Genomic DNA, 24,435 nt, shown 5'->3' with positions numbered 1-24,435 from the left:
CATATACTATGTCACTACGAGTTTATCCTGTTTTGTCGCCCGCTTCACCCGGAGCACCTCTGTTGCCGCCTGCTCCACGGTGTCCCGGTGCTCCTGTATGGTGTAGACGCCGAGGCGCCACTGCTGTCGCCGGGTGTCGTTCAGGGTATTGATGAGGGGGGAGACCTCCTCGATCTCCACCATCGCGTGGCTGTTCCTGACCCGGACCTCCATCGAGAGCGCCCGGGGGAGCCGGGGGATATCGACGAGAACCTCGTCCTCCGTGACCCCGGCGGTCTCGGCGATCTCGCGGGCGATCTCCCGCTCCCTCGCGGGGCCGAGTTCCTGGCGGAGGGCTGCGGCGTTCACCCGGTCTTCGCCGATATACAGCGCCCGCTTGTAGAGGTCCCGGGCGTAGACCCGGCGGGCGAGGTCGCGGGTAATTTCGCAGGAAGAGTGCTTCAGCCGCTCCATGCAGGCGGCGTCATCCATCCGCATCAGTTCGTGTGCGTCCGTGCCCGGGGTGTTCTGCACCTCCTCGCGGAGGGCGTGGACGAACATGCTCGTCGCGATCCGGCTCACGTGGTGGAAGTAGACCGCCGGGCGCATCAGGGTCCGGGCGATGAGGAGCGACTCGGCGGCGTTGATCCCGCCTTCGTGCAGGGCGATGCCCGATTCGGTGAAGATGGTGCTCCGGATAAGCCGGTGTGCGTCGACCGTCCCGTAGGGGACGCCGGTGTAGTGGGCGTCCCGCATCAGGTAGTCCATCCGGTCGACGTCCAGGCTCCCGTGGATGATGCTCGCGAGGCGGTGCTTTCCCGCAACGACGGCGCAGACCTCAGCGGGGTCGAGCCCGTCGCCTTCGAGGATACCCGCGGTCGCTCCCTCGCGGACGAGGCGATCGATCTGGTGGTGGCTCCTTCCCGTGAACTCCTCCATCACCGGCTCGGTGACGTGGGAGAAGGGGCCGTGGCCGATGTCGTGGAGGAGGGCGGCCGTGGTGACGAGTTTCGTCTCATCCCTATCAAGCCCGAGCTGGCCCGACATCAGGCCCGCAAGGTGCATCGTCCCGAGCGAGTGCTCGAACCGGGTATGGTTTGCCCCGGGGTAGACGAGGTTTGCAAACCCGAGCTGGGTGACGTGGCGGAGCCGCTGGACGACCCCCGAGTCGAGCAGCCGGAGTGCCGTCGCGTCCGCCTCGACGTAGCCGTGCACCGGATCTTTGATGATCTTCATCGGTTCTGTTAAGATTCTTGGGAGATGGAAGATAAAGGTATTTGAAGGCGCGCGGCGTGCGGGGCGGTTTTCTTTTGGGGGGAGCGGAGTGTGGGTGTGGAGGTTGAGCGCTCAGGCGGCGGGTGGGGGGTCTCGCCCTCCCGAAGATCTCCGATCTTCTCAAACTCCACCCTCCAGGCCAGTCGTTCTGCCCATGAGAGAGGTGGGCCGATTGGTGGCGATACGCCCTGCCATAAATGGTCGTCCCCTGACCAGCACCGCAACGCTGATTGCCGGGAACCGTGTCGGTGAGGCACTACATTCCAATGGCTATTGCAATCATTGGGAGCAGAGTGTGGGAACAGAGAGTCAGGGTTTCCAGGGATGGTTACCTACCGTTTATCACGATGGAGGATGCGGCGGAGAGGGGAGATTGAGTTATAAAAAAACCATACTGAGTTTCCGTCTGTCTACAAGTATCAACACAGCGAAATTTCAGGGAAATAATGGAGTTCGCTCCCAAGCCATACCACAGATTAGGCCCGGGAGCCCCTCCACAAACTAAGGATCTAACGTCATGTCCAGCGTTTTTCAACCGCTTTTGACACTCTGATAGTACATGTTCCTCTGAATGCTTGCTCACAAACACTCAAAAGGACGATGTAGTGTTGTGAGGTATTGTTATTAAATCTTACCCCATCGGACTGGATCAGGTCATTCTGAAAAGTCATTCTAATGGACAATGATCTCGTCGCGCTTGAAGAATTAAATACTCGTTACTCTTTATATATTGATCGTCCCGATGATTGCCACAGCATGAGGGATAGCATAGCCATACGAACGAAACTAAGGAGATACGTCATGTACAGAGAATTTGAGTTACGGATTCTTTGGATCTTCAGGATCCGCTACGTGATCTACCGCCAAGCGAGCTGAGACCAGAGTATCAGAAACCCGCCTCAGATGGTTCCACAGGCCAACTGAGGCAAATCTTCAGGAATGAAGTTAATGCATTTAATTGTAACTTAAGATTAGAAAGTTATTTGCCATCGTTCACAGGTCACTACTTTTCCTCTTGTATCTCGTACCCGGCAACTATTATCGATATCCTATCCATCCGAACCTGCAATTTCTTGACCACCTCCAATCCCTTCTTCAACAGGATGTTTTCACTCACCAGGCTCGTCAGGATCTCCGAGTGGGCCTGCATCCGTTGTCGGAACTCCGATTGAATCTCCCGCACCTCCGCTGGGGCCATCACCGTAAGCTGCGGATCCGACACTGGTAGCAGTCCTCGATTTCTGCCTTGGAGTATAGCCAGCCTTTGTTCATAGTGATCCCACTGGCCGAGGCCGGCCACTGTGAGATTACACACTTCCAGAGATCCAAACATGACCTGTCAGCCACAACAACTGAAACCGTTAACCCCCCGGACACCCCACATACATGACATCCAGCCATGATCACCTTCCTCTCCGGCGGAGCCGGGACGCCTGCGCTCATCCGGGGCGTCCGGCAGATCCTCTACGACAGCGAGATCGCCGTGGTCGCGAATACCGCCGAGGACCTCCGGGTATCGGGCGGTCACTGTGCGCCCGACATCGACACCGCCGTCTTCCTCTTTGCCGGCATCCTCGATACCAACCGGTGGTGGGGGATCAAGGGCGACACCTACGCCACCCACAACTACCTCCCGAAGGTGGCGGGCGGCGAACCCTTCCCGGTCGGCGACCGTGCCCGGGCGGTCCAGATCGCCCGGGCGGCGCTCCTCCGCCAGGGCCTGACCCTGACCGGGGCGGTCGAGCGCCAGTGCCGCTCGCTCAACATCGGGGCGACCGTCCTCCCGATGACCGACGGCGACGCCGCCCTCTTCGTCGACACCGGAACCGATCTCCTCCCGCTCCTCGAGTACCGGATGGCCGCCGATCCCGGGACAGAGGTCCGGGAACTCGTCGGGCGAAAGCCCCCGGCGGTCACGGACGGGGTGCGGGCGGCGATCGAGGAAAGCGACGCCGTCGTGATCGGCCCCGCGAACCCGGCGGCGAGCATCCTCCCCATCCTCGGCTGCGCCGGGATGCGGGACCTCCTCCTTGAGAAGTTCGTCGTCGCGGTCTCGCCGTTTTCGGGCGGCGTCGCGCCGGACCCAAAAGACGCCGCCCTCATGTACGCCGTCGGAGAGCCCCCCACATCACCGGCGGTCTCCCGGCTCTACGGGGAGATCGTCGACGTCTTCGTCCAGGACATCCACGACCCCGACGACGTCCCCGGATCGCTCCGCCTCGAAACCCGCCTGATGCACGAGCGGCAGGCCGAATCGCTCGCCTGGGACATCATGGCGGTCATCCGCCACGCCGTTTCGTGAATTCGGGGCGTTGACCCCCGGGCAAAGTTTGGGAAAATTCATATACGGATGCACTTGATACGCTAATTATCCTATGATAACCTTCCTCTCGGGCGGGACCGGAACCCCGAAACTCCTCCGCGGGATGCGAGATCTGCTGGACGAACGGGATATCGCGGTCGTCGTCAACACGGCCGAGGACACCTGGCTCTCCGGCAACCACCTCTCGCCCGACATCGACACGGTCATGTACCTCTTTGCGGGCATCCTCGACACCAACCGGTGGTGGGGGATCCGCAATGACTCCTACATCACCCACGACCTCCTCGCACGGCTCGGCATCGAAGAGTATATCGCCGTCGGCGACCAGGACCGGGCTATCCATGCAGCACGGGGAGAGATGCTCCGCAACGGCATGGGGCTGACGGAGATAACCCGCACACTCTGCCGCACGCTCGACGTCCGGGCGACCATTCTCCCGATGACCGATTCCGTCGTGACGACCTACGTCCGGACGCTCCGGGGCGAGATACACTTCCAGGAGTACTGGGTGAAGCACCGGGGCGACGTCGCGATTGACGGCGTCGTCCGGAAGTTCAGTGAGCCGCCGGCCGCGACCGACGAAGTCATCGAGCGATCGAGGAAAGCGACGCCGTCGTGATCGGGCCGAGCAACCCGGTCACGAGCGTATCCCCGATCCTCGAGTGCGCCGGGGTGCGGGAGGCGCTCCGCCGGCAGAACGTCATCGCCGTCAGCCCGTTCATCGGGGATGCGCCGGTCAGCGGCCCGGCGGCTGCCCTGATGCAGGCGTTCGGAAAAGAGCCCTCGTCCGCCGGAACCTACGATCTCTACGAGGACTTCGTGGACGTCTTCATCCAGGACACCCGCGACCCGGTCGAACTCGAAGGGGCGCTGCGCCAGGATACACTCATGGTCAACCGGGGCAAGAGCCTCGACCTCGCAAAGAGCATCCTGACCCTGGTCTACGGGTGCTGAGAAGCCCCCTCACTCTTTCTTCTGTTTTTCCCGGTAATCCTCTATCGCCGCGTGGAGCGCGTCAGCCGCCAGATTCGAGCAGTGCATCTTCCTGGGCGGGAGCCCCTCGAGTTCGGTCGCGACGTCGTCGCGGGTGATCTTCATCGCCTCCTCAAGCGTCTTTCCTTTGGCCATGTCGGTCACCATGCTGCTCGTCGCGATCGCCGACCCGCACCCGAACGTCCGGAATCTGATATCCTCGATGACGTCGTCTTTGACCCTGATGAAGATCTCCATGATGTCCCCGCAGACGGGGTTGCCGACCTTGCCGTAGCCGTCCGGGTTCTCGATCACCCCGACGTTGTGCGGGTTCATGAAGTGCTCCATCACCTTCTGGCTGTATCCGATCTGGTCCGCCATAGTTCCACCTGCAGCGGTGTAATAGCCCGCAGGCGTTTAACTGTTTCTTCGACGGCCCCGATGATCCGGGGCACCTGCCCTTCGCCATTTCCGGGCCCGAGCATCCCGGCAATCGACCCGAAAGAAGCGGAGACTCGCGTAGCCGGCCGGGCAGGCCTCTGTCCCGCAACCCCGGCAGGACGCCCGCTACCCCTGGAACGTGACGACCGCTTCCGCGTCGACCGCGAGATCGTTAAAGGCGATCGCGGCCAGCTCCTTTTCCCTCCGGCCGGTCAGACCGCTTTTGCCGCCGGTGCCGCCCCCTTGCGCACGATGAGGGTCGTCACCCCGCTCGCGACGTACTCTTCCTCGATCGTATGCCCGCTCTCATCCGCCCATGACCTGACCATCTCGACAAGGTCGTGCCTGTCGGCCGTCACCTGCAGGACCTGCCCCTTCTCGAGCACCTCCATCTCCTCCTCGATCAGGAGCATGGGAGACTGGCAGGCGTCGACACAGCTAATCGTCCTATCCGCGTACATTCGTCTCACCTCACTTCATCTTCCGGATGGAGAACCGCATGGTTCCGTCATCCTTCTCGAACTTCACACGCTCGCGCCACCCGGTTCGCCCGATGCAGGCCACGACCGCCGCAGGTTCTCTCTCCGGCTCCACCGCCGTGCCTTCTGTTGCGGGCGCGCATGGAAACCCGGCCCCCGTGACCCGTCCGCGGCACACCCCCGGGAGCACCGGATGCTGTGCCATCCCATATAAGCGTTCCTCAGCGGGTGCCGGCGGCAGAGGGCGGCAACGGGCGGATCCCGTGCATCCGGGAGAAGATCAGAAGGATTATACTCCATCTCCTGCCACCTACCATCATCGGAGAAGACCGATAGAAAGGAGGATGCCGATGGGACTATGGAACCGGCTCGGACGCAGGAAGGGGGAGGAAACGGACGCATCAGTCGATGCGGAGGAGGAAGCACGGGTAGCGGGACTCGCTCTCTCGCTTGAGAGCGAGGATATCGTGACCCGGTGGAGAGCGGTTCGGGCGCTCGGGGAGATCGGGGAACCAGCGGTGCTCCCGCTGATGAAAGGGCTCGGCGACGAGGACTGATGCGTCCGGCGGGAAGCGGCGGCCGCCCTCGGCCGGGTGGGTCCGGCGGCGATCCCGCATCTCATCGGAACGTTCGCAAACGCGGACGACGCCATGCGGCAGGACGCCGTCCGGGCGCTCCGGGCGCTCGGGAACCCGGCGGTGGATGCCCTGAAGGAGGCGGCGCACCACGGGGACGCGGCCGTCCGTTCCGGGGCGCTGGAGGCGCTCGAAGGCTTCCCGGCCGGAGACGTCTTCCTGGAGGCGCTCGGCGACGACGAACCCCGGGTGCGGCGGTGCGCGATCGCCGGGGTGCAGCGGTCCCGTGACGAGCGCGGCATCGAGGGGCTTGTCGCCCTCCTCCGCGACCCGGACGAGCAGGTCAGGGCTCTCGCCGCCGACGCGCTCGCCGCCTTCGGCGAGGCTGCAGTCTCGTCCTGCATCGAGGCGCTCGGCGACGAGGACGAGGACTTCCGGCGGCGAAACGCAGCGGTTCTCGGCCGCATCGGGACGCCGACCGTCGACTCCCTCTCGGCTGCTCTCCGCGACGAACGGCCGTCCGTCCGCCGGTGGGCCGCCCGGGTGCTCGGGGAGATCCGGGCCGGCGAGGCGATTGCGCCGCTCATCGAGGCGCTTGCCGACCCCGACCGTGAGGTGAGGTGGCACGTCGGCGGTGCGCTCGCGGGCATCGGCACGCCCGCCGTCGCCCCGCTCATCGAGGCTCTCGGAAACGGCGACGAGGGCGCCCGGCATCGGGCAATGGAGGCGCTCTGGCGGGTCGGGGAGGCGGCGGCACCGGCCCTGATCGACCTTACCGGCGGGGGCGATGCCGAAACCCGGCGCAGGTCCGCCATCGTTCTCGGCGAGATCGGTGCTCCCGGCGCGTCCGAAGCGCTGCAGCCTCTTCTCCAGGATTCCGACAGGGATGTCCGGCGGGAGGCGTTCGAGGCGCTGGAAGCGATCAAGGCGCGGGGAAGTCTCGCCTGACGGATGCGCTCCCCACCGCCCCGGCGGATCCGCGGGGGTTTTTCGGGGTGCCGGCGAATATGGCGGAAACCCCGGTTCGGGTCGGTCTTAAGGACTGATCCGGCGTAGCCGCAGTCACTCAGGGGCATACGAACCACCCGCATTTTTCCGGGTAATTTCCCATTTGCCGGAATTTCACTCACCTAATGTCAAAATGGGAGGAAATCTCACTCCTTTTTCGATTTGTGACTGTTATAACCGAAAATATTAAAAAATTCAAGCGATAAGAAGATCCCTAATGTTCGTTCCGACCAAGTGTTTCTTTACGAAAGGTGTGGGCATCCACAAAGACAAACTGGCATCATTTGAACTGGCTCTCAGGCAGGCGGGCATCGAGAAGTACAACCTGGTCTACGTCTCGAGTATCTTCCCCCCGAACTGCCAGCTGGTCTCGAAGGAGGACGGCCTGAAGGAGCTCTCCCCGGGCAGCATCGTCTACGTCGTCATGGCCCGGAACGAGACCAACGAACCGAGCAGGCTCGCATCCGCCGCCATCGGACACGCGATGCCCAAGGAGAGCAACGCTTACGGCTACCTCTCCGAGCACCATGCCTTCGGGGAGACGGAAGAGATCTCGGGCGAATACGCTGAAGACCTTGCGGCAACCATGCTCGCAACGACGCTCGGGATCGAGTTCGACCCCGACAAGGCGTGGCAGGAGCGGGAACAGATCTACAAGGCGAGCGGCCGGATCATCAACACGACCCACACCTGCCAGGCGGCGGAAGGGGTCATGGACGGTCGCTGGACGACGGTCCTCGCCGCAGCAGTCTTCATCTAAGACCCGCACCTCCCGGGGCGGCACTTCCCTTTTTCCTGTGACCGCCCCGCCGACCTTTCTTCCCGGGCTGGAGCGCAAAACAAAATACCTTCCGACCCCCACACTGTATCCAGGTTTTTCACATGCATCTACCAATACGGGCCGTAACCCCGGAAACAGAATCTGCCGAGATCATCGGCTGGGTGCACGAGGTTCGTGACCTCGGAGGACTCGCGTTCTTCCTGATCCGTGACCGGACCGGCATCATCCAGGTGACCATCCCGAAGAAGAAGGTCACGGCAGAGATCCTCGATGTCGCCCGAAGCGTCTCGAGAGAGTCCGTGGTCCGGGTCCGGGGCACGGTCAAAGCGATCGAGAAAGCACCCGGCGGGCGCGAGATCGTCCCCGAAGAACTCGAGCTCATCAGCACCGCAGAGAGCCCGCTCCCGCTCGACGTCGCCGAGAAGGTTCCCGCCGAGATGGACACCAGGCTCGACTCCCGGTTCCTGGACGCGAGAAAACCGCGTGTTCGCGCCATCTTCTTCATCCGGTCCGCCGCGACCTGCGCCGCGACCGCGTTCCTCGCCTCCCGGGGGTGCATCAACATCGCCACCCCCAAGATCGTCGCGGCGGCGACAGAGGGCGGCACCGAACTCTTCCCGATCGCCTACTTCGAGAAGGAGGCGTTCATGAACCAGAGCCCGCAGCTCTATAAACAGATGATGATGGCCGGCGGGTTCGAGGGGGTCTTCGAGATCGGCCCCATCTTCCGCGCCGAGGAGCACAACACCGTCCGGCACCTCAACGAGGCGACGAGCCTCGACGTCGAGGTCTCGTTTGCCGACCACAACGACGTCATGGAACTCCTCGAAGACCTGATCGTCCACGTTTACGACCATGTCGCGAAGAACTGCAGCGACGCGCTCGAGGAACTCGGGGTCGACCTCAAGGTTCCGGCAAAGCCGTTCCCGCGGATACCCTACGCAGAAGCGATCGAGATCGCGAACAAGACCGTCGAGGAGAAACTCGCCTTCGGCGACGACCTCTCCCCGGCGGCCGAGCGGGCGATCGGGGATACCGTCGGGCAGCACTACTTCATCGTCGACTGGCCGACCGACATCAGGCCCTACTACGCGATGCCGTATCCCGACCGCCCCGAGTTCTGCAAGGCGTTCGACCTGATGCATCCCCGGATGGAACTTTCCTCCGGCGCCCAGCGTATCCACGACCCCGACCTCCTTACGGAGCGGATTCGCGCGAAGGGCCTCTCTCCCGAGAGTTTCGAGTTCTACTTAAAGACGTTCCGCTACGGCATGCCCCCGCATGCCGGATGGGGGCTCGGCATCGAGCGGCTGGTAATGACGATGCTCGACCTCGCTAACATCCGCGAGGCGGTGCTCTTCCCGCGCGACCGGCACAGGCTGACGCCATGAACTTAATTAGACCGGCGACCTACGGATCGATGTGCCTGCGTAGCCGGCACAGGATGTTTCCATGACCCTGACAAGCGTGCTCCTCCCGACCACCGTGGTCGGGAGCTACCCGGTGGTGAAAGGATCGGGGCTTTTCGCCCGCATGGACCCGCTGAAACATGCGGTGGAGGTAGCGGTCGCCGACCAGATCGGCGCCGGGATCGACATCATCTCCGACGGTCAGGTCCGGGGCGACATGATCCGGGCCTTCACCTCCCACCTCCCCGGGATCCGGGGATCTTCTGTCGTCGGGAAGGTCCAGCCTGCCGCCCGGCCCATCACCCTCGCAGACACGAAATACGCCCTCTCCCGGCACCCGAAGGTGAAAGGTATCCTCACCGGCCCGAGCACGCTCGCGCACGGCCTCTCGATCGAGACGCCGTTCTACCGGAACAAAGACGAACTGGTCCTTGACATCGCGCAGGCGCTCGCGGTCGAGGCGAACTACCTCCAGGACGCCGGTGTTGCGCTCATCCAGGTCGACGAGCCCATCTTCTCGACGGGGGCGGCAAACCTCGCCGTCGGCCGCGAGGCGGTGAACGCGATCGCCGGGAGGCTCCGGGTGCCGGCCTCCCTCCACGTCTGCGGCAACCTCGGGAACGTCATCGACGACGTCCTCCGGATAAACGTCGCAGCATTCGATTTCGAGTTCGCGAACAACCCAGGAAACCTCGAGGTTCTCTCGGAAAAAGACCTGGGTGGTCGGATGATCGGGTATGGGTGCGTGGACTCGGCCGATCCGGGCGTCGAGAGCATAGAAACGATCAAAAAAAGGCTCGAGGCCGGTATCGACGTTTTCTCCCCCGACACCATGCTCGTCGACCCCGACTGCGGTCTCAGGATGCAGACACGCGACGCGGCGCTCGGAAAACTGAAGAATATGGTTGTTGCGACGGGCGAGGTCCGGGCCGAGCATACCGGCTAGACCGCTGGTTTTACGCGAAAAAATACGAAGGGGTCCGGCCTAGACCACCCTGCTCGTCGTCGAGAGTTCGAGGCCGTCAGCCATGATGTTGTAGGGGATGACGCGCTGCGGCACGTCCGAACCTTTGAATTTCTCGACGGCGAGCACCCGCTCGAACTCGTTGCCTTGAACCTGCTGCCTGAGAGAGAGGAAGGTGTCGGCGGCCCGCATGATCCGCGCCTCCTCAAAGGCGCTGTGAGTTCCCGTGTAGAGGAGGTAGACGATGTTTGCACCCCCCTCGATGATCGGGCGGGTGTCTTCGAGGACAAACCTGGCGGCCGTATCGATCCCCCAGGCGGCGATCAGCGTGGAGAGAGAGTCCACGATGATCTTCTCGCCTTCCATCGCCGCCGTCATCGCTGCGGGCTTCATGCCCCGTGCGTCGATCATATTCTCTCCCGGCGCGGTATCGAGCATCAGGTAAGCTCCCGCCCCCTCCCCTTCCTGCCAGAACTGCTGTGCCAGGAGCTCAAGGCCGCTCAGCGGAGATCCGGAGATGACGATGCGGGTGCCCGGTGAGAATCCCCCGTCAAGCGCCAGATCCAGACCCGCGATTCCTGTAGAACGTTTGGTGGTGTCTGCCACGTCTGTACCTCGGATAAGTGTCCTCAAACAGGAGATTTGCCGCTCTTTCCTTAATAACTACTCTATCGGATGCGATTTTTCACTCGTTGCAGGCACCACAGTACTCCTCCCGGAGCCGCTTGCGCAGAAGTTTCCACCCGTTCACCCGGGGGATCTCGCCGGCGAGGATGACCCGGCGGGGGACTTTATACCCCGCAAGGCGCTCGCGGGCGAAGGCGACGATCTCGTCGGGCGAGATGCCGTTACCTGCAGGAACCACCACGGCAACCGGAACCTCGCCCCGGTGCTCGTCGGCACACCCGAAGACCGCTGCGTCGCGGACGCCCGGGTGCTGGACGAGGACGTCCTCGACCTCGGTCGGGTAGACCTTCCAGCCCGACATCACAATCATGTCCTTCTTGCGGTCGGTGATGTAGAGCATCCCGTCCGCGTCCAGGTGGCCGACGTCGCCGGTCAGGAACCAGCCGTCGGGGAGGAAGACGGCGGCGGTCTCTTCGGGCATCTGCCAGTAGCCGAGCGCCACTCCCGGGCCCCGGAGGGCAATCTCGCCGTCCTCGCCGGGTTCCAGTTCCCGCGTGGGGTCACCGGCATCGACGATCTTCACCTCCGAGAACCCGACCGGGGTGCCGACGCTCCGGAACTCGTCGGCGGTCGCGTAGTGCTCGGGGCGGATGGCGGTCCCGGTCCCGACGACGACCGTCTCGGAGAGGCCGTAGGCGTTGACGACGGGAATACCGAACCGCTCGTGGAAGGGTTTCCAGACGCCGGGCGTCAGGGGGCCGCCGCCGCTGATCATCGCCCGGGCGGTGGCGAGCGCCGCCTCGGTTCCCGGCGGGGTCTGGATGAGGGAGTGGATCACCGGCGGCATCCCGGCGACGATCGTGGCCCGGTACTCGCGGGCGAGGTCGAGGTAGTGGTCGAGATCGAACCGCTCCATGACGACGTAGGTTCCGCCGGCCCGGAGCGTCGCGATCCCCCAGCTGAGGCCGACGTGCCCCATGGGATAGATCCCGAGGTAGACGTCCTCGTCGGTGATCCGGAGAACGTCCCGCTCGGCGTCCATCGCGGCGATCCAGTTCCCGTGCGTGAGCATGGCGCCCTTCGGCTTGCCGGTGGTGCCGGAGGTATACTGGATCTGGCAGAGGTCGTCGAACCGGCAGTGGACGGCGCGGCAGTCCGCCGGCGCCCGGAGGAGGTCCGCCCACGGCGTCGTGCCCGCGCCCTCCCCGCCGACGGCGACGACGTGCCGGAGGGTCGATGCCTGGTCCCGGATGCGGCCGACGAGCGCCGCACCTTCGACGTCGGTGATGACGGCCACGGCCCCCGCATCGCGGACGGCGTAGAGAACCTCGCTCTCGCGGTAGACCCGGTTCGTCGGGACGGCGACGGCGCCGATGCGCCAGAGGGCGAAGTAACTGAGAAGGTACTCCGTCGAACTGTCGAGGTAGATGCAGACGCGGTCCCCGCGCCCGACCCCGAGGTCGAGGAGGCCGCGCCCGACCCGGCAGACCCGGTCGAGGAGTTCGGCGCGGGTGTAGGACTCTCCGGTGGAGGGGACGATGAGAGCGGTCTTTTCGGGGTTACAGGCGTTGGCGTCGAGAAACGTGGTGCAGTTCGGCATGGGCAGGCTCCGGGCGGCAGGTATGCGCTTTGATGTATATGCTTGTTCATGGGGCGGTAAATAGGTTGCCCCGGGGGGTGTGATGCGCTGATTCTCAGGGGGTGACGGCGGATAGAGACACACCACCCGCAGATGCGAAGTGCGACCAGCCCAAGGGCAGGAGCTTGAGCCCGCAGATGCGAAGTGTGGCAAACAGAGTAATCAAAACGGGAAAATATCCTCATGGCGATATCCTCTCGGAATCCGTGTCCGGGACACAATCGAGACTTCTCCAGAGAGGGTCACAACAAAGCCCGGACAAAAACAAAAGCAGATTACCAAAGAGGCAGATCGAGATATATGCAGAGCGACACGCCGCTCGTCCGGGAGGCCGTTGAGAGCGATCTGGCCGCCGTCCTCTCCCTCTATACCCACCTGCACGATGTCGACGAGAAGGCCGACGACCGTGCGCTGGAGCGAGCCTGGCAGGAGATCCTTGCCGACCCGCGAACCCACCTCTTCCTCCTCGAAGACGGGGGCGTGCCGGTCTCGTCTTGTGTCCTGCACATCCTCGCAAACCTCACCCGGGGCGCACGGCCCTACGGGCTCATCGAGAACGTCGTAACCCGGCGGGAGTTCCGGAACCGGGGGTTCGGCACGGCCCTCCTTGACCATGCGCTGGGCCATGCCTGGCGGCAGAACTGCTACAAGGTGATGCTTCTGTCCGGCCGTCGCGAACAAAACGTCTTCCGGCTCTACGAGAAGGCGGGGTTCGTCCGGGGCGTCAAGGAAGGGCTGATTGCATATCCGCCGCAGGCGCGATGAACAGGTTCGCTGAAAAAAAGAATTTCCGGGGAGAGCCGCTCACTGGTATTCCGGGGGCTGGATATCCTTCGGCAGCCCGCCCTTGAAGTGCTGCTGCACCTTCCCGTAGTACTGCCGCAGCCGCTCGTTCATCGTCGCGTGCACCTTCTCCCGTGCCTGCTCGAAGTGCGACGGCTTCACGACGGCGGCACCCTCCCGCATGGCGAGCATGGCCGCCTCCCGGGCGAGCGCCTCGAGGTCCGAGCCGACGAACCCGTCGGCGCCGGTCGCCACCTTCTTGACGAGTTGATCCCTCGCCGGGTCGTCGACGGTCACCTTCTGCTGGGCGAGGAGGTCGACGAGTTTCTTCCGCCGGACGTGGCCTGCGAGCCCTTCGTCGTCGCTCGCCTCGATCGCAGCGCGGTGCTCTCTCACTTCTTCGACGGTCACGTGGTGGTTGGCTCCCACGGCGAGAACCAGGTCCTCGAGACCGTTCTCCGAGAGCCCTTCCGTCATCGCCACGAGGTCTTCCATCGTCGAGCCCTCGAGCGGCATGTAGCGGGTGTGGATGGAAAGGATCTTCTCCCGGTCGTCCCGCCCGGGCTCGCCGATGTAGACGAGCCGGTCGAACCGTCCGGGCCGGAGCAGCGCCGGGTCGACCATGTCCGGCCGGTTGGTCGCGCCCATCACCACCACGCCCCGCAGTTCCTCGAGGCCGTCGATCTCGGTGAGGATCTGGTTTAGCACGCTCTCGACCACGTGCGACTCGGTGCCGCCGCCCCGGGCGGGGGCGAGGGCGTCCAGCTCGTCGAAGAAGATGATGGACGGCGCAACCTGCCGGGCCTTCTTGAAGATCTCGCGGACCGCCCGCTCGCTCTCGCCGACCCACTTCGAGAGGAGCTGGGGACCCTTGACCGGCACGAAGTTCGCCCCGCTCTCGCTCGCGACGGCCTTTGCGATGAGGGTCTTACCCGTGCCCGGCGGGCCGTAGAGGAGGACACCCTTCGGCGGCTCGATACCGAGGTTCTCGAACCGCTCCCCCTGGGTGAGCGGATATTCCACCGCCTCGCGGATATCCTGCTTCGCCTCTTCGAGTCCTCCTACGTCTCCCCAGGTGGTGTGGGGCACCTCGAGGAGAACCTCCCGCATGGCGCTCGGGCCCACATCGCGGAGAGCGTCGCGGAAGTCCCTGGCCTGCACCTCCATCTTCTCGAGGATCTCGGGAGGGATCTCCTCGGCTTCGAGATCGATCTCGGGCAGGTAGCGCCGCAACGCCTTGATCGCCGCTTCCCGGGCGAGAGCGGCGAGATCCGCCCCGACGAACCCGTGGGTCTGCTGGGCGACGTCGGCAATCGCCACGTCGTCGGCAAGCGGCATGCCGCGGGTGTGGATGTGGAGCACCTGGACCCGGTCGTCCTCCGCCGGAACACCTATCTCGATCTCCCGGTCGAACCGGCCGGGACGGCGCAGCGCAGGGTCGATGGCGTCGAGCCGGTTCGTGGCCCCGATCACCACGACCTGCCCCCGCTCTTCGAGCCCGTCCATCATCGTGAGGAGCTGGGCGACCACGCGCCGCTCGACCTCCCCGGTCACCTCTTCCCGCCGGGGAGCGATGGAGTCGAGCTCGTCGATGAAGATGATCGCAGGAGCGTGCTGCCGTGCATCCTCGAAGACCTCACGGAGCCGCTGCTCGCTCTCGCCGTAGTACTTCGAGATGACCTCAGGCCCCGCGATCGAGATGAAGTGAGCGCCGCTCTCGCTCGCGACGGCCTTTGCGATGAGGGTCTTTCCTGTTCCCGGCGGGCCGTAGAGGAGGACGCCCTTCGGCGGCTCGATCCCGAGCTTTCTAAAGATCTCCGGGTGCCGCATGGGGAGTTCGATCGTCTCGCGGACACGCTGCAGCTCGCCCTTGAGGCCGCCGATATCCTCGTAGCTGATCCTTTTCACGCCCTCGAATCCGGCCGCAGGCTTCTCGGAGAACTCGATCTTCGTGTTCTTGGTGATGATCACGGCGTTCTCCGGCTCGACCACCACCGCCTTGAACGCGACGAGCTGGGGCTGCATGAACGGGAGCCCGGCCTGAATGGGGACGGAGTCGTTTTTGACGACAGGAAAGTCGATCAGTTTGTTGACGACGCTGCCGTAGTTGATGGGGAGCTGTTTGGGGAGGTCTTCGGGCGGCGCAAGCACGACCCGTTTCGCCTCGGCCTCCTCATCGAGCGTTCGTATCTTGACCCTGTCGCCTATGCTCGCACCGGTATTGAGCCGGGTAAAATTATCGATCCGGACCTTGCCCTGGTGCCAGTCGTTCACCATGGCGCGCCAGACCTTGGCCACGGTGCGACGCTTTCCTTCGATAGCGACGAGGTCTCCCGGGTTAAGCCTGAGCTGCAACATGGTATCAGGGTCAAGCCGTGCCTTGCCTGCCCCCTGATCCTCCGGATAAGCGCTATCTACCTTCAAGTATATCTCGGGCATTACCTCTAGTTCTTATATTTCGGGGATTTATAAGTACTGGAGACGCATGATTATACTTCTCTTCGATCCGTTCAACGGAGCCGCAGGCGACATGATCATCGGAACCCTTCTCGATCTGGGAGCCGATGAGGGGCTTGTCAGGGCAGCCATGCGTTCCGTCGTCGGGGAACCGACAATCGAACGGGTAGACCGCTCCGGGATCCGGGCCGTCCAGGTGAGAGCGCATGCCCCGGTGCACCACCGTAGCCTCGACGAGGTGCTCGACCGGGTGGCCGAGAGCGACGCTCCCGCCCCGGCTCAAGAGATGGCGCGGCGGGTCTTTCTCCGGATACACCGGGCCGAGGAGAGTATCCACGGAGAGGGGGCGCACTTCCACGAGGTGGGTGCGGACGACGCGATCGCCGACGTGGTGGGGGCCTGCACCGCCCTTCACTCCCTCGCCCCCGACGGGGTCGCCGTCCACCCGCTCGCCCTCGGCCGGGGGTTTGCAGTCGGCGCCCACGGCACCTTCCCCGTCCCTGCACCGGCGACCGTGGCAATCCTCGCGGAATCGGATCTCACGACAGTCTCCGGAGACGAGGAGCGGGAACTCTGCACCCCGACGGGAGCCGCGCTCCTCGCCGAGTTCTCGACCGTCCGGCCCGAAGACCTCGGCCCGACGGAGATCAGGGCGGTCGGCTACGGGGCGGGAAGCAGGAATCCACCGGGAAGGCCGAATGTCATCCGTTCGATGCTTCTCTCTGCAAAAGAGGCTCCCGAAGGCGACCGGGTCGACATCCTCGAGACGAACGTCGACGACGTCACCGGCGAAGCCCTCGCCTACGCGATCGGCTGCCTGATGGAAGAAGGGGCACGGGACGCGAGCGTTACTCCCGTCGTGATGAAGAAGGGGCGGAGCGGTCACCTCGTCCGGGTGATCTGCCGCCCTGACGCGACCGACCGCCTCACGGGAGTGATGGCGCGGGAACTCGGGACGCTCGGGATACGGTGCATCCCGATGGTGCACCGGGCCGTCGCCGAACGGACCATCGAACCGGTCACGGTGACCGTGCGGGGGAAGGAGACGACGATCGACGTCAAATGCGGCTGGTCGGGCGGGAAGATCGTCTCGTTCAAGGCCGAGTACGAACAGGCGGCGGCATGCGCACGGGAGACCGGGCTCCCGTTCCGCGAGGTCGCCGGAGCGGTCGAGGCGGCCGCACGCCGTCTCTTCGTCGAGCGGGGTGTGCTCGAACCATGAAGACCGACCGGGTCGGCACGGGAAGCCAGGGCCTCGACGACCTGCTCGGCGGCGGGCTCGAACGCCGGGCGATCACCCAGATCTACGGCGAGCCCGCGAGCGGCAAGAGCACCCTCTGCCTGATGGCGGCGGTGGCCTGCCTCCGGGCCGGGAACTCGGTCGTCTACATCGACACCGAAGGGTTCTCGGTGGAGCGCTTTACGCAGATCGCCGGGGAGAACGCCGGAGCGCTCGCGGACAGGCTCTACCTCTTCGAGCCACTCGATTTCGCCCAGCAGGGGACGATGATCGCCGATGCGGAAGGGCTGCTCAAGAACGGCCACGCCCCCGTGGGGCTGCTGGTGATGGACTCGGCCACCGCCCTCTACCGGACGGAACTCGATCTCGGGCGGGAGGCGATACGGAAACTCTCGCATCACATGATCAAACTCCTCGGCCTCGCGAAGAAATACGACATCCCCGTCCTGATCACGAACCAGATCTATATGGATGTGGAGCGGGACCGGGTGGCGGGGCTCGGGGGGACGGCGCTCGAGCATCTCTCGAAGGCCATCATACGGCTTGAAAAGAAGGATGGTGCCCGGCGGGCGATGCTCCGGAAGCACCGGTCCCGGCCGGAAGGAATCTCGTTCGACTTCACGATCACCGAAGACGGGATCAGAACGGTATAACGCCGGAAAAGACCGTCTCGGCGGGGCCTTCCATCGTGACGGTCTCGCCGAACCGGATCACGAGCGGGCCGCCTTTCGTCTCTACCCTTACTGAATCCCCGACTTTGCCGAGGTGATGGGCAACCGCGGCGGACGCCGTCGCGCCGGTGCCGCAGCTCTCGGTCTCGCCCTCGACGCCGCGCTCGAACGTCCGGATCCGGATCGTGTCGTTGCCGGCCTCTTCGACGAAGTTGACGTTCGCGCCCTCTACGAAGGAGGGGTGGTTCCTGATGGCCGGGCCGACGGCAGCGATATCGACTGCGCCTATTTCTTTGACGAAAACAACCGCGTGGGGAACGCCGGTGTTCGCGGCATACACGGTGAAGTTGCGGATCTCCTCCTTGTATTCGCCGTTCCCGGCGGCCGGGATGGCGCTCCGCTCGAACGCCGGTGTCGGCATCGTGATCGTCGCGGTGAACTCGTCGTCCGCGTAGCCTGCCGAGACCTGGACGACCCCCGCCCCGGTCTCGACCGAGCAGGACTCTTTCACGTATCCGGCGTCGTAGGCGTACTTCGCGAGGCAGCGGATACCGTTCCCGCACATCTCGGCCTCGCTCTCGTCGGGCTGGAAGAGCCGCATCCGGATCTCGGCCGCCCCGGACGCCTGGAGGAAGAGGATGCCGTCGGCGCCGATGCCGAACCTGCGGTCGCAGAAGAGCGCCGCAAACGCCCCCTTCATATCCTCCGGGATGACCTCGCCGTTGTGCTCGTCGATCAGGACGAAATCATTGCCGTTTCCCTGCAGTTTGGTGAACGCGATCTCCATGGTATAGCCTCTCCTGTACGTATGGGAGCGGCGGGTGATAAACCGTGGGGGTTCGTGGGGGATGCGGGGCCGGGGATTATGGCCTCACCCACCGCATAGACTCATCCACCCCGACGAATCCATCTGAGGACCGATGACGAGCTCCGGCGGGGAGATGAATACCGTGAACTTCACCGGAATATCCTCGATTCCCATCTCCCTTGCCCGCGTATCGAGCATCGCATACACCGCGTCTATCGATGAGACGTTCTCCGGCGGAGGCGGGCCGTTCCAGATGCCCACCCGTAAATACCCGTCGATGCCGTAGCCGTACCCGATGAGAGACCCGTTGGGGTAGAGGTAGCGTTCCCGTATCAGACTCTCTGTGGCGGCGGTGAAGACTGAGAACGATATTCCGCTCCCACCCTTCGAGAAGGGAAGCCCTCCGAACGTGACGGTGACGGGTTCCCGCCTGTTCAGGGCGGCTTTGAGGTCTTCGATCCCCGGTCCGGTGAAGATCGGCCGGGACGGCTGGAGTTTCGCGGAAACTGCCGGTTCCTGATCCCGGAGGCCTCCGGAGGGGCACAGGATTGTTTTAGCGGCCCCCGGATTGGAAAGGGCAACGACGGCCGCATCCGCTTGAGAACCGGGTTCTGTAACCGGCGTGTCGATATGCCCGGGCCCGGGGACCCTATCCCCCGACGGGAGATCTATCCCGCCGTACATCGAGTAGTTCAGTTCATCCCTTGCCTGCTGCAAAAGGGACGATACCCGCTTGTCGTCCGCCTCCGTCCATCCGTCAAGGTATGAAACTCGCGGCAGGCTACGGATTGCCTCGGCAATCTCTTCTTCGGAGCACCCCTCACTTCGAAGTTCGCTGATGAACGAAGGAGATCGTTCCTGGAGTGTTGCAGCATCCACGATGTCCAGCTTCTCAATATCGAGTGCCCCGGCATCCGTAGCCATCGCCGGCACCATCATCACGCTCACCAGCAGCACGGCGAGGGAGACGGGGAACGCCTGCATTCCAATTTTTCCGCTCATTTCACACACCTTCAGGGATCTCTCGGAGGCCGGAGAGGCACGCGCCCCCATCGCCTCCGGGCGCGGGACGTTCGCACTGTTGCAGGCGCCGCCTGCGAAACCCATGGTTGAGAGCTCAACGTTCCTCTATATCCGTTTTCTGTCACGATCATCTACACGTCGAGGCGTTTCGATCGAGAAGCACGCAGCAACCGAACGATAAAAGAGCCGGCACCGGGAGTTCCGCCCGCCGATAGGGGGCGACCGGTATGCCCTTCTTCCGGCGGCGGCTCACGGCCGGATGGAGTAGTTCTTCGGGGGGGCAGACCGGCGAAAGCCTCCGGGCTCACCATCGAGCCGTCCGGCGCCGTGCCCCACCCATACGTATATACCCCTCCCGGAACCAAAACATAGGTGCGTATGGCCATGAAACTCAAACTCCTGGATCTGACCGACGATAAAGCCCGGATCCTCTTTGAAGGCGAAGGCAACACCTACATCGACGCGCTCGCCGCCGAACTCATCCGCGATCCGCAGGTGGACGTGGCGCAGCGCAAGCAGGCATTCCGGTTCACGGACCCCGAACTGGTCGTCACCACGGTCGGCGGCCGGTCTCCTCTTCTTGCAGTTACGGATGCGGCAAAGCGGCTCTCCGGCTACGCCGGCGAAATCCTCCACCAGATAGAAGCGCTCGAAACCGCGTAGGCGTCCCATGACAAAGAGCGCCGAAGGCTTCGCCCGGGTTGCCCGGGAGGTCTTCGCTCCCATCTATCCCATCATCGCGGAGCAGGCGCTCGCGTGGTCGGGGATACGGGACGGGATCGCGCTCGATCTCGGGAGCGGCCCCGGCCTCCTCTCCGTAGCGCTCGCACAGAGAAGCGAACTCTTCGTCATCGCGCTCGACGCCGATCCGGCGATGTCCCGGATAGCCCGAACGGCCGCCGCCGGGTGTGTGGGCCGGGTGACCCCGGTCACCGGCGACGTCCACTGCATGCCGCTGTGCGACAATACCGTCTCGCTCGTCGTCAGCCGCGGCTCGATCTACTTCTGGGAAGACCGGGCACGGGCATTTTTAGAGATCGAGCGCGTACTCCGGCCCGGCGGCGTCGCGTACGTCGGCGGCAGCTTCGGGACGCCCGAACTCCGGGAAGCGATCTTTACAAAGATGCGGCGGCGAAACCCGAACTGGGACAGCGACGTCGCCCGGCGGAGCGGGCGGGCGACCCCCGATACGCTCCAAAAGGAACTTGCAGAGAGCGGTGTCGGCCGTGCCCGCATCCGGGAAGAAGAAGAGGGGATGTGGGTGGAGATCAAAAAAGACGCGATCAGTCCACGCGCTCGGTGAAGATGATCGTCCCGGCGATCCGGGTGATTTTTATCTTCACGGTCTGGCCCGGTTTTGCATTCGCAACGTACATCGTGTAGCGGTCGATCTTCACCACGCCGTCGCCGCGTTTCGAGAGGAACTGCGGGGTGACGTCCATGATGGCGCCCTCGGTCGGTTTCGACGCTGCAGAGGGATCGACTATCGCTTTTCGCTTCCGCACCGGCCGGTGACCGCCGCAGGCGTCGCACTTGAGCGTCAGGATACGGTCGGTCTTGACCAGGCGGGTGTCGGGCTTCCCGCACTCCGAACAGATGACGTAGTCGTCGACGTAGCCCTTGATGATCGTGTTAATCTGCTCCTGCTCGAACTTCCCGGAGAAGACCGCCCGCGTCCCCTCCACCTTGCCGGCGGTGCCGAGCTCGCCGAGGAGATGCTTCATCAGGTGATCCTGGTCGCGCCGGAGGGTACTCGCGATCTCGGCGAAGTTCTCGAGAACCGTGGTCTTCCCCTCGATAAAGGCGCGGGCGGTCGGAACCGTGAACCGGTCCTCGAACTCCGTCGGTTCCGTGATATTGGTATACGCCTTCTTCAGAAGGTCTTCGTATGACGGGCTCATACCTCACTATTGATCGCGCGACGTCAAAAAGTGGTTACCTTGCGCCGGGACTTACACACGCTCACGAAGGTGGGCGGCCCACCGGTTCTGCAGTCTGCTGCCGACACAGGACCTCGCGCTGCTGCAAAAAACCCTCGGGCGCGACTTAACCGACGTCGAGGTTGCCTGCTTCGAGAGCCCGAAGAGATGGAAACGGCGCTTACGACGACGACCCGTGCGGCGCGCTACTGAACGGCCATCTTTTTTCGCGATTCCCGGACGAGATCGACCAGGGGCTTCACCGCCTCCGGTTTCTTCGCGTCGCGTGCAGTGAGCGGGACCGCGCCCCGGACGTCAGCACCCCTCTTCGCGAGCATCGCCTTCAACGTGTCGAGCGTCTTGCGCGGTGACCCGCCCGAGGTGCAGAAGACGACCGTGGGTTTCCCCTCGATGCCCCGGAGGGTATTGACCGCGGCGTTGATCGCGGGGGTAGGGTTCCCCGCCCATACGGGGGTTCCGACGACGACCGTCTCGTAGACGGAGACGTCGATGGCGGCGGGTTCGATATCGGCAGAATCTCCCTTCATGGCCCGGCGAGCGCCCTTCAGGTACATCCCCACCTTCGAGTAGTTCGCAAGGTCCCTGACCCCGATGAGATCGCCGCCGGACGCAGCGGCGACCTGTTCGGCGACCGCCCGGGTGTTGCCGGTCTCCGAGTGATAGATGATGCAGACGGACATACCGGAGGGTGACGCGGCCGGGTATAAACGGGTATCGGGTGGGGCCGCGTGGAGCAATGCTCACGGCCCTCACACGAACTCCGGCGCAGGTACCGGCAACTTCCCTTCGCGCCTTCGCGTGAGGTTACCGGTTCAAGGACGGCGATGTAGTTTCACGCGAAGGACGGAAAAAAGAGGAGGGCCTTACTTCCTGAACTGCGGCATGAACGAACGGATCTCCGCGCCGACCTCTTCGATCAGGTGCTCCTCGTCCGCTCTCGTCAGTGCGGTGAAGACCGGGCGGTTCACCATGTTCTCGAGCATCCACTCCTTCGCGAACTCGCCGTTCTGGATCTCCTCGAGGATCTCCTGCATCGCCACGTAGGTCTCGGGCCCGATGACGCGGGGGCCGCGGGTCAGGTCGCCGTACTGGGCGGTGTTGCTGATCGAGTCGCGCATCTTCGTGAACCCGCCCTCGTAGATCAGGTCGACGATGAGTTTCGTCTCGTGCAGGACCTCAAGGTAGGCCATCTCGGGCGCATACCCGGCATCCACCAGGGTCTCGAACCCGGCCTTGATGAGCGAGGTAATCCCGCCGCAGAGGACCGCCTGCTCACCGAAGAGGTCGGTCTCGGTCTCCTCGGCAAACGTCGTCTCGAACACCACCGCACGGGTCGCGCCGATCCCGCGGGCATAGGCGAGCGCGATGGCACGTGCCTGCCCCGTGGCGTCCTGATGAACGGCGATGAGGGCCGGGACGCCCTTCCCCTCCTCATAGGTCCGGCGGACCATGTGGCCGGGCCCTTTCGGGGCGACCATGACCACGTCGACGGTGGGCGGGGGGACGATCTGGCCGTAATGAATATTGAATCCGTGCGAGAACATCAGGCAGGCGTTCTCCCTGAGATTGGCGCTGATCTCGGCGCGGTAGACGGCCGCCTGGTTCTCGTCGGGGAGGAGGATCTGGATAACGTCGGCGCGCTTGACCGCTTCGGCCACGGAATACACCTCGAAACCGTCTTCGGATGCCCTCTGCCAGCTGCCGCCCGGCCGCAGGCCGATGACGACCCGGCACCCGGAATCACGCAGGTTCAGCGCCTGTCCGCGTCCCTGGGATCCATAGCCGATGACGGCGATGGTCTTGCCCTCCAGGGTGCGAGGGTCCGCATCGGACTCATAGTATTTTTGCACCATAGGTTCTCACTCCCCGTTAGACAGCAAACCTGATAAATATTATATCAAAGAACCTCGGTGGTGCACTGAGGGTCATTTTAAGGTTGATGAAGAGAAACCTTACTCTCAATACGCTATTGAGGATTTGTAATGGAACTGCCAGATGTCCAGTCCAGCCTGCCGGAGGTCCGTATCAACCTGACCAGGGTGGGTGTTAAGAACGTACAAAAACTCGTTGAAGTCGCCCGACCAGGTAAGCGGCCGGTCATCTTCATCTCCAACTTCGACGTCTTCGTCGATCTCCCCGGAAGCCTCAAGGGGGCGAACCTCTCCCGGAACTTCGAGGTGATCGACGACGTGCTGCAGCAGGCCATCGACGGCGACGTGAACGAGATCGAGGAACTCTGCAGCGCAGTGGCGAGGAAACTCCTCGACCGGCACGAATACGCCGAACGGACCGAGGTCCGGATGCGGAGCAAGTTCATGGTCCGGCGCGAGACGCCTGTCAGCGAGACGAGCTGTCACGAGGTCGTGAACGTCCACGCGAGAGCAATAGCCCAGAGGAACGAAGGGAACCCGATCATCAGAAAGAGCATCGGCGCCGAAGTGACCGGGATGACCGCCTGCCCCTGTGCCCAGAACATCATGAAGGATCATGCCCTGCATGTCCTCGAGAACCTCGGGGTGGAAGAGGACAAGATCGAGTCGTTCTTCAACGAGGTGCCGATGGCCACACACAACCAGCGTGGACGGGGGTTCCTCTGCATCGAGATCGACGACGACCAGCACATCAGTCTCGAGAAGATCATCAAGATCCTGAAGGACTCCATGAGTGCACGTATCTACGAGCTCCTCAAGCGGGGCGACGAGAGTTACGTGGTGATGGAAGCTCACAAGAATCCCCGGTTCGTCGAAGACTGCGTACGCGAGATGGCTCGCAAGGTGATCGCGCAGTTCCACGATCTGCCCGGAGACTCCGTAGTCACTATCAAGCAGACGAACGAGGAGAGCATCCACCAGCATAATGCATACGCAGAGCGAAAGGCAACGATAGCCGAACTCGTCTCGGAGATGGACAAAGGCACACTGTAAATCCGGCATAATTTCACATTTTTATACGGGACCCGGATATTCTGATATTAAGTACTACTCTTTTACAACATCGTAATATTAGAGAGTGTCCTGAAGCGAAAGATATAAACTCTGTTT

The 24,435-nt window shown here is 63.5% G+C and carries 25 protein-coding genes and 2 pseudogenes; 14 read left to right on the top strand and 13 right to left on the bottom strand.

Features of this window, described 5'->3' with window-relative positions; genetic code table 11:
• Window positions 1–6: 6 nt before the first annotated feature.
• Window positions 7–1,215, bottom strand: coding sequence for an HD domain-containing protein (locus tag EI28_RS10590; protein ID WP_048114701.1), 1,209 nt, complete (start codon window positions 1,213–1,215; stop codon window positions 7–9).
• A 1,042-nt stretch (window positions 1,216–2,257) separates the two neighbouring features.
• Complete coding sequence (locus EI28_RS10580) at window positions 2,258–2,554, bottom strand: hypothetical protein (protein WP_155937368.1); 297 nt, start codon at window positions 2,552–2,554, stop codon at window positions 2,258–2,260.
• Window positions 2,555–2,653: 99 nt separating this feature from the next.
• On the opposite strand from EI28_RS10580, the gene EI28_RS10575 reads away from it, so the two are divergent.
• Both EI28_RS10575 and cofD read left to right on the top strand, forming a co-directional pair.
• A complete protein-coding gene (locus EI28_RS10575) occupies window positions 2,654–3,556 on the top strand; it encodes a 2-phospho-L-lactate transferase CofD family protein (protein WP_048114695.1) in 903 nt (300 codons plus the stop codon).
• Window positions 3,557–3,629: 73 nt separating this feature from the next.
• A pseudogene (cofD, locus tag EI28_RS10570) lies at window positions 3,630–4,531 on the top strand (2-phospho-L-lactate transferase).
• Window positions 4,532–4,540: 9 nt separating this feature from the next.
• Here the strand turns inward: cofD and nifU are convergent.
• From nifU to EI28_RS14935, 3 genes are all read right to left on the bottom strand, one after another.
• Window positions 4,541–4,930 carry a Fe-S cluster assembly scaffold protein NifU gene (gene nifU / locus EI28_RS10565; protein WP_048114693.1) on the bottom strand — a complete coding sequence of 130 codons (390 nt, stop codon included), beginning with the start codon at window positions 4,928–4,930 and terminating at the stop codon, window positions 4,541–4,543.
• 272 nt (window positions 4,931–5,202) lie between these two features.
• The gene (locus EI28_RS10560; RefSeq protein ID WP_048114692.1) at window positions 5,203–5,451 is read right to left on the bottom strand and encodes a sulfurtransferase TusA family protein; all 249 of its coding nucleotides are present in this window, start codon (window positions 5,449–5,451) and stop codon (window positions 5,203–5,205) included.
• Window positions 5,452–5,461: 10 nt separating this feature from the next.
• Window positions 5,462–5,674 (bottom strand): hypothetical protein, encoded by a 213-nt coding sequence (locus EI28_RS14935; RefSeq protein ID WP_048114690.1) that lies wholly within the window; start codon window positions 5,672–5,674, stop codon window positions 5,462–5,464.
• 145 nt (window positions 5,675–5,819) lie between these two features.
• Between EI28_RS14935 and EI28_RS10550 the strand changes: the two genes are divergently transcribed.
• The 6 genes and pseudogenes from EI28_RS10550 (at window position 5,820) to EI28_RS10530 (ending at window position 10,188) form a co-directional block, all read left to right on the top strand.
• Window positions 5,820–6,026 carry a HEAT repeat domain-containing protein gene (locus tag EI28_RS10550; protein WP_155937366.1) on the top strand — a complete coding sequence of 69 codons (207 nt, stop codon included), beginning with the start codon at window positions 5,820–5,822 and terminating at the stop codon, window positions 6,024–6,026.
• A gap of 6 nt (window positions 6,027–6,032) precedes the next feature.
• Window positions 6,033–6,227 (top strand): annotated as a pseudogene (locus EI28_RS15550) (HEAT repeat domain-containing protein); the annotation flags it as partial.
• Window positions 6,225–6,992: a HEAT repeat domain-containing protein gene (locus tag EI28_RS15545; protein WP_369792288.1), complete on the top strand. Its 768-nt coding sequence runs from the start codon at window positions 6,225–6,227 to the stop codon at window positions 6,990–6,992. The pseudogene EI28_RS15550 and the gene EI28_RS15545, both read left to right, overlap by 3 nt.
• A gap of 277 nt (window positions 6,993–7,269) precedes the next feature.
• Window positions 7,270–7,812, top strand: coding sequence for a pyruvoyl-dependent arginine decarboxylase (locus EI28_RS10540; RefSeq protein WP_048114687.1), 543 nt, complete (start codon window positions 7,270–7,272; stop codon window positions 7,810–7,812).
• A gap of 122 nt (window positions 7,813–7,934) precedes the next feature.
• On the top strand, window positions 7,935–9,224 hold the full coding sequence (gene aspS / locus EI28_RS10535) for an aspartate--tRNA(Asn) ligase (RefSeq protein WP_048114686.1): 1,290 nt from the start codon (window positions 7,935–7,937) through the stop codon (window positions 9,222–9,224).
• A gap of 61 nt (window positions 9,225–9,285) precedes the next feature.
• Entirely contained in the window at window positions 9,286–10,188 is a 903-nt protein-coding gene (locus EI28_RS10530; protein ID WP_048114685.1) for a methionine synthase, read from the top strand.
• A gap of 39 nt (window positions 10,189–10,227) precedes the next feature.
• Here EI28_RS10530 and EI28_RS10525 read toward each other — a convergent pair whose 3' ends face one another.
• The gene (locus EI28_RS10525) at window positions 10,228–10,812 is read right to left on the bottom strand and encodes an ATPase domain-containing protein (RefSeq protein ID WP_048114684.1); all 585 of its coding nucleotides are present in this window, start codon (window positions 10,810–10,812) and stop codon (window positions 10,228–10,230) included.
• 79 nt (window positions 10,813–10,891) lie between these two features.
• Window positions 10,892–12,433 carry a class I adenylate-forming enzyme family protein gene (locus EI28_RS10520; protein WP_048114683.1) on the bottom strand — a complete coding sequence of 514 codons (1,542 nt, stop codon included), beginning with the start codon at window positions 12,431–12,433 and terminating at the stop codon, window positions 10,892–10,894.
• A gap of 339 nt (window positions 12,434–12,772) precedes the next feature.
• On the opposite strand from EI28_RS10520, the gene EI28_RS10515 reads away from it, so the two are divergent.
• Window positions 12,773–13,237 (top strand): GNAT family N-acetyltransferase, encoded by a 465-nt coding sequence (locus EI28_RS10515; protein ID WP_048114681.1) that lies wholly within the window; start codon window positions 12,773–12,775, stop codon window positions 13,235–13,237.
• Between the two features lie 39 nt (window positions 13,238–13,276).
• On the opposite strand, the gene EI28_RS10510 is transcribed toward EI28_RS10515, so the two are convergent.
• Complete coding sequence (locus tag EI28_RS10510) at window positions 13,277–15,694, bottom strand: CDC48 family AAA ATPase (RefSeq protein WP_048114679.1); 2,418 nt, start codon at window positions 15,692–15,694, stop codon at window positions 13,277–13,279.
• Window positions 15,695–15,740: 46 nt separating this feature from the next.
• Here EI28_RS10510 and larC point away from each other — a divergent pair, with 46 nt between their 5' ends.
• A complete protein-coding gene (gene larC / locus EI28_RS10505; RefSeq protein ID WP_048114677.1) occupies window positions 15,741–16,934 on the top strand; it encodes a nickel pincer cofactor biosynthesis protein LarC in 1,194 nt (397 codons plus the stop codon).
• On the top strand, window positions 16,931–17,605 hold the full coding sequence (radB, locus tag EI28_RS10500) for a DNA repair and recombination protein RadB (RefSeq protein WP_048114675.1): 675 nt from the start codon (window positions 16,931–16,933) through the stop codon (window positions 17,603–17,605). Before larC ends, radB begins: the two co-directional genes overlap by 4 nt.
• Here the strand turns inward: radB and dapF are convergent.
• The gene (dapF, locus tag EI28_RS10495; RefSeq protein ID WP_048114673.1) at window positions 17,592–18,410 is read right to left on the bottom strand and encodes a diaminopimelate epimerase; all 819 of its coding nucleotides are present in this window, start codon (window positions 18,408–18,410) and stop codon (window positions 17,592–17,594) included. The two genes, radB and dapF, sit on opposite strands and share 14 nt — an antisense overlap.
• A gap of 84 nt (window positions 18,411–18,494) precedes the next feature.
• Window positions 18,495–19,433, bottom strand: a complete 939-nt coding sequence (locus EI28_RS10490; RefSeq protein ID WP_155937364.1) for a hypothetical protein — start codon at window positions 19,431–19,433, stop codon at window positions 18,495–18,497.
• Window positions 19,434–19,832: 399 nt separating this feature from the next.
• On the opposite strand from EI28_RS10490, the gene EI28_RS10485 reads away from it, so the two are divergent.
• A complete protein-coding gene (locus EI28_RS10485) occupies window positions 19,833–20,117 on the top strand; it encodes a DNA-directed RNA polymerase subunit L (protein ID WP_231476744.1) in 285 nt (94 codons plus the stop codon).
• Between the two features lie 7 nt (window positions 20,118–20,124).
• The gene (locus EI28_RS10480) at window positions 20,125–20,757 is read left to right on the top strand and encodes a class I SAM-dependent methyltransferase (protein ID WP_048114669.1); all 633 of its coding nucleotides are present in this window, start codon (window positions 20,125–20,127) and stop codon (window positions 20,755–20,757) included.
• Here EI28_RS10480 and EI28_RS10475 read toward each other — a convergent pair.
• From EI28_RS10475 to ilvC, 3 genes are all read right to left on the bottom strand, one after another.
• Window positions 20,738–21,355 carry a translation initiation factor IF-2 subunit beta gene (locus EI28_RS10475; protein WP_048114668.1) on the bottom strand — a complete coding sequence of 206 codons (618 nt, stop codon included), beginning with the start codon at window positions 21,353–21,355 and terminating at the stop codon, window positions 20,738–20,740. The genes EI28_RS10480 and EI28_RS10475 overlap by 20 nt on opposite strands.
• Window positions 21,356–21,579: 224 nt before the next feature.
• Window positions 21,580–22,074 carry a flavodoxin gene (locus EI28_RS10470; RefSeq protein WP_048114667.1) on the bottom strand — a complete coding sequence of 165 codons (495 nt, stop codon included), beginning with the start codon at window positions 22,072–22,074 and terminating at the stop codon, window positions 21,580–21,582.
• Between the two features lie 183 nt (window positions 22,075–22,257).
• Window positions 22,258–23,247: a ketol-acid reductoisomerase gene (gene ilvC / locus EI28_RS10465; protein WP_048114666.1), complete on the bottom strand. Its 990-nt coding sequence runs from the start codon at window positions 23,245–23,247 to the stop codon at window positions 22,258–22,260.
• A gap of 129 nt (window positions 23,248–23,376) precedes the next feature.
• Between ilvC and mptA the strand changes: the two genes are divergently transcribed.
• On the top strand, window positions 23,377–24,318 hold the full coding sequence (gene mptA / locus EI28_RS10460) for a GTP cyclohydrolase MptA (protein WP_048114665.1): 942 nt from the start codon (window positions 23,377–23,379) through the stop codon (window positions 24,316–24,318).
• The last annotated feature ends 117 nt before the right edge of the window (window positions 24,319–24,435 follow it).

Origin of the sequence: Methanoculleus sp. MH98A (genome assembly GCF_000691865.1) — an archaeon.
Taxonomy (GTDB): Archaea; Halobacteriota; Methanomicrobia; order Methanomicrobiales; family Methanoculleaceae; genus Methanoculleus.
This window is presented reverse-complemented; position numbering and strand designations above follow the sequence as displayed.

Coding starts and splice junctions, on each gene's coding strand:
- larC (WP_048114677.1), top strand. CDS start 15,741: ATGATTATACTTCTCTTCGATCCGTTCAACGGAGCCGCAGGCGACATG.
- ilvC (WP_048114666.1), bottom strand. CDS start 23,247: ATGGTGCAAAAATACTATGAGTCCGATGCGGACCCTCGCACCCTGGAG.
- EI28_RS10470 (WP_048114667.1), bottom strand. CDS start 22,074: ATGTCCGTCTGCATCATCTATCACTCGGAGACCGGCAACACCCGGGCG.
- EI28_RS10560 (WP_048114692.1), bottom strand. CDS start 5,451: ATGTACGCGGATAGGACGATTAGCTGTGTCGACGCCTGCCAGTCTCCC.
- EI28_RS14935 (WP_048114690.1), bottom strand. CDS start 5,674: ATGGCACAGCATCCGGTGCTCCCGGGGGTGTGCCGCGGACGGGTCACG.
- EI28_RS10485 (WP_231476744.1), top strand. CDS start 19,833: ATGGCCATGAAACTCAAACTCCTGGATCTGACCGACGATAAAGCCCGG.
- EI28_RS10520 (WP_048114683.1), bottom strand. CDS start 12,433: ATGCCGAACTGCACCACGTTTCTCGACGCCAACGCCTGTAACCCCGAA.
- EI28_RS10530 (WP_048114685.1), top strand. CDS start 9,286: ATGACCCTGACAAGCGTGCTCCTCCCGACCACCGTGGTCGGGAGCTAC.
- aspS (WP_048114686.1), top strand. CDS start 7,935: ATGCATCTACCAATACGGGCCGTAACCCCGGAAACAGAATCTGCCGAG.
- mptA (WP_048114665.1), top strand. CDS start 23,377: ATGGAACTGCCAGATGTCCAGTCCAGCCTGCCGGAGGTCCGTATCAAC.
- EI28_RS10480 (WP_048114669.1), top strand. CDS start 20,125: ATGACAAAGAGCGCCGAAGGCTTCGCCCGGGTTGCCCGGGAGGTCTTC.
- dapF (WP_048114673.1), bottom strand. CDS start 18,410: ATGGAGATCGCGTTCACCAAACTGCAGGGAAACGGCAATGATTTCGTC.
- EI28_RS10575 (WP_048114695.1), top strand. CDS start 2,654: ATGATCACCTTCCTCTCCGGCGGAGCCGGGACGCCTGCGCTCATCCGG.
- EI28_RS10590 (WP_048114701.1), bottom strand. CDS start 1,215: ATGAAGATCATCAAAGATCCGGTGCACGGCTACGTCGAGGCGGACGCG.
- EI28_RS10475 (WP_048114668.1), bottom strand. CDS start 21,355: ATGAGCCCGTCATACGAAGACCTTCTGAAGAAGGCGTATACCAATATC.
- EI28_RS10510 (WP_048114679.1), bottom strand. CDS start 15,694: ATGCCCGAGATATACTTGAAGGTAGATAGCGCTTATCCGGAGGATCAG.
- EI28_RS10540 (WP_048114687.1), top strand. CDS start 7,270: ATGTTCGTTCCGACCAAGTGTTTCTTTACGAAAGGTGTGGGCATCCAC.
- nifU (WP_048114693.1), bottom strand. CDS start 4,930: ATGGCGGACCAGATCGGATACAGCCAGAAGGTGATGGAGCACTTCATG.
- EI28_RS10550 (WP_155937366.1), top strand. CDS start 5,820: ATGGGACTATGGAACCGGCTCGGACGCAGGAAGGGGGAGGAAACGGAC.
- EI28_RS10490 (WP_155937364.1), bottom strand. CDS start 19,433: ATGAGCGGAAAAATTGGAATGCAGGCGTTCCCCGTCTCCCTCGCCGTG.
- EI28_RS10515 (WP_048114681.1), top strand. CDS start 12,773: ATGCAGAGCGACACGCCGCTCGTCCGGGAGGCCGTTGAGAGCGATCTG.
- radB (WP_048114675.1), top strand. CDS start 16,931: ATGAAGACCGACCGGGTCGGCACGGGAAGCCAGGGCCTCGACGACCTG.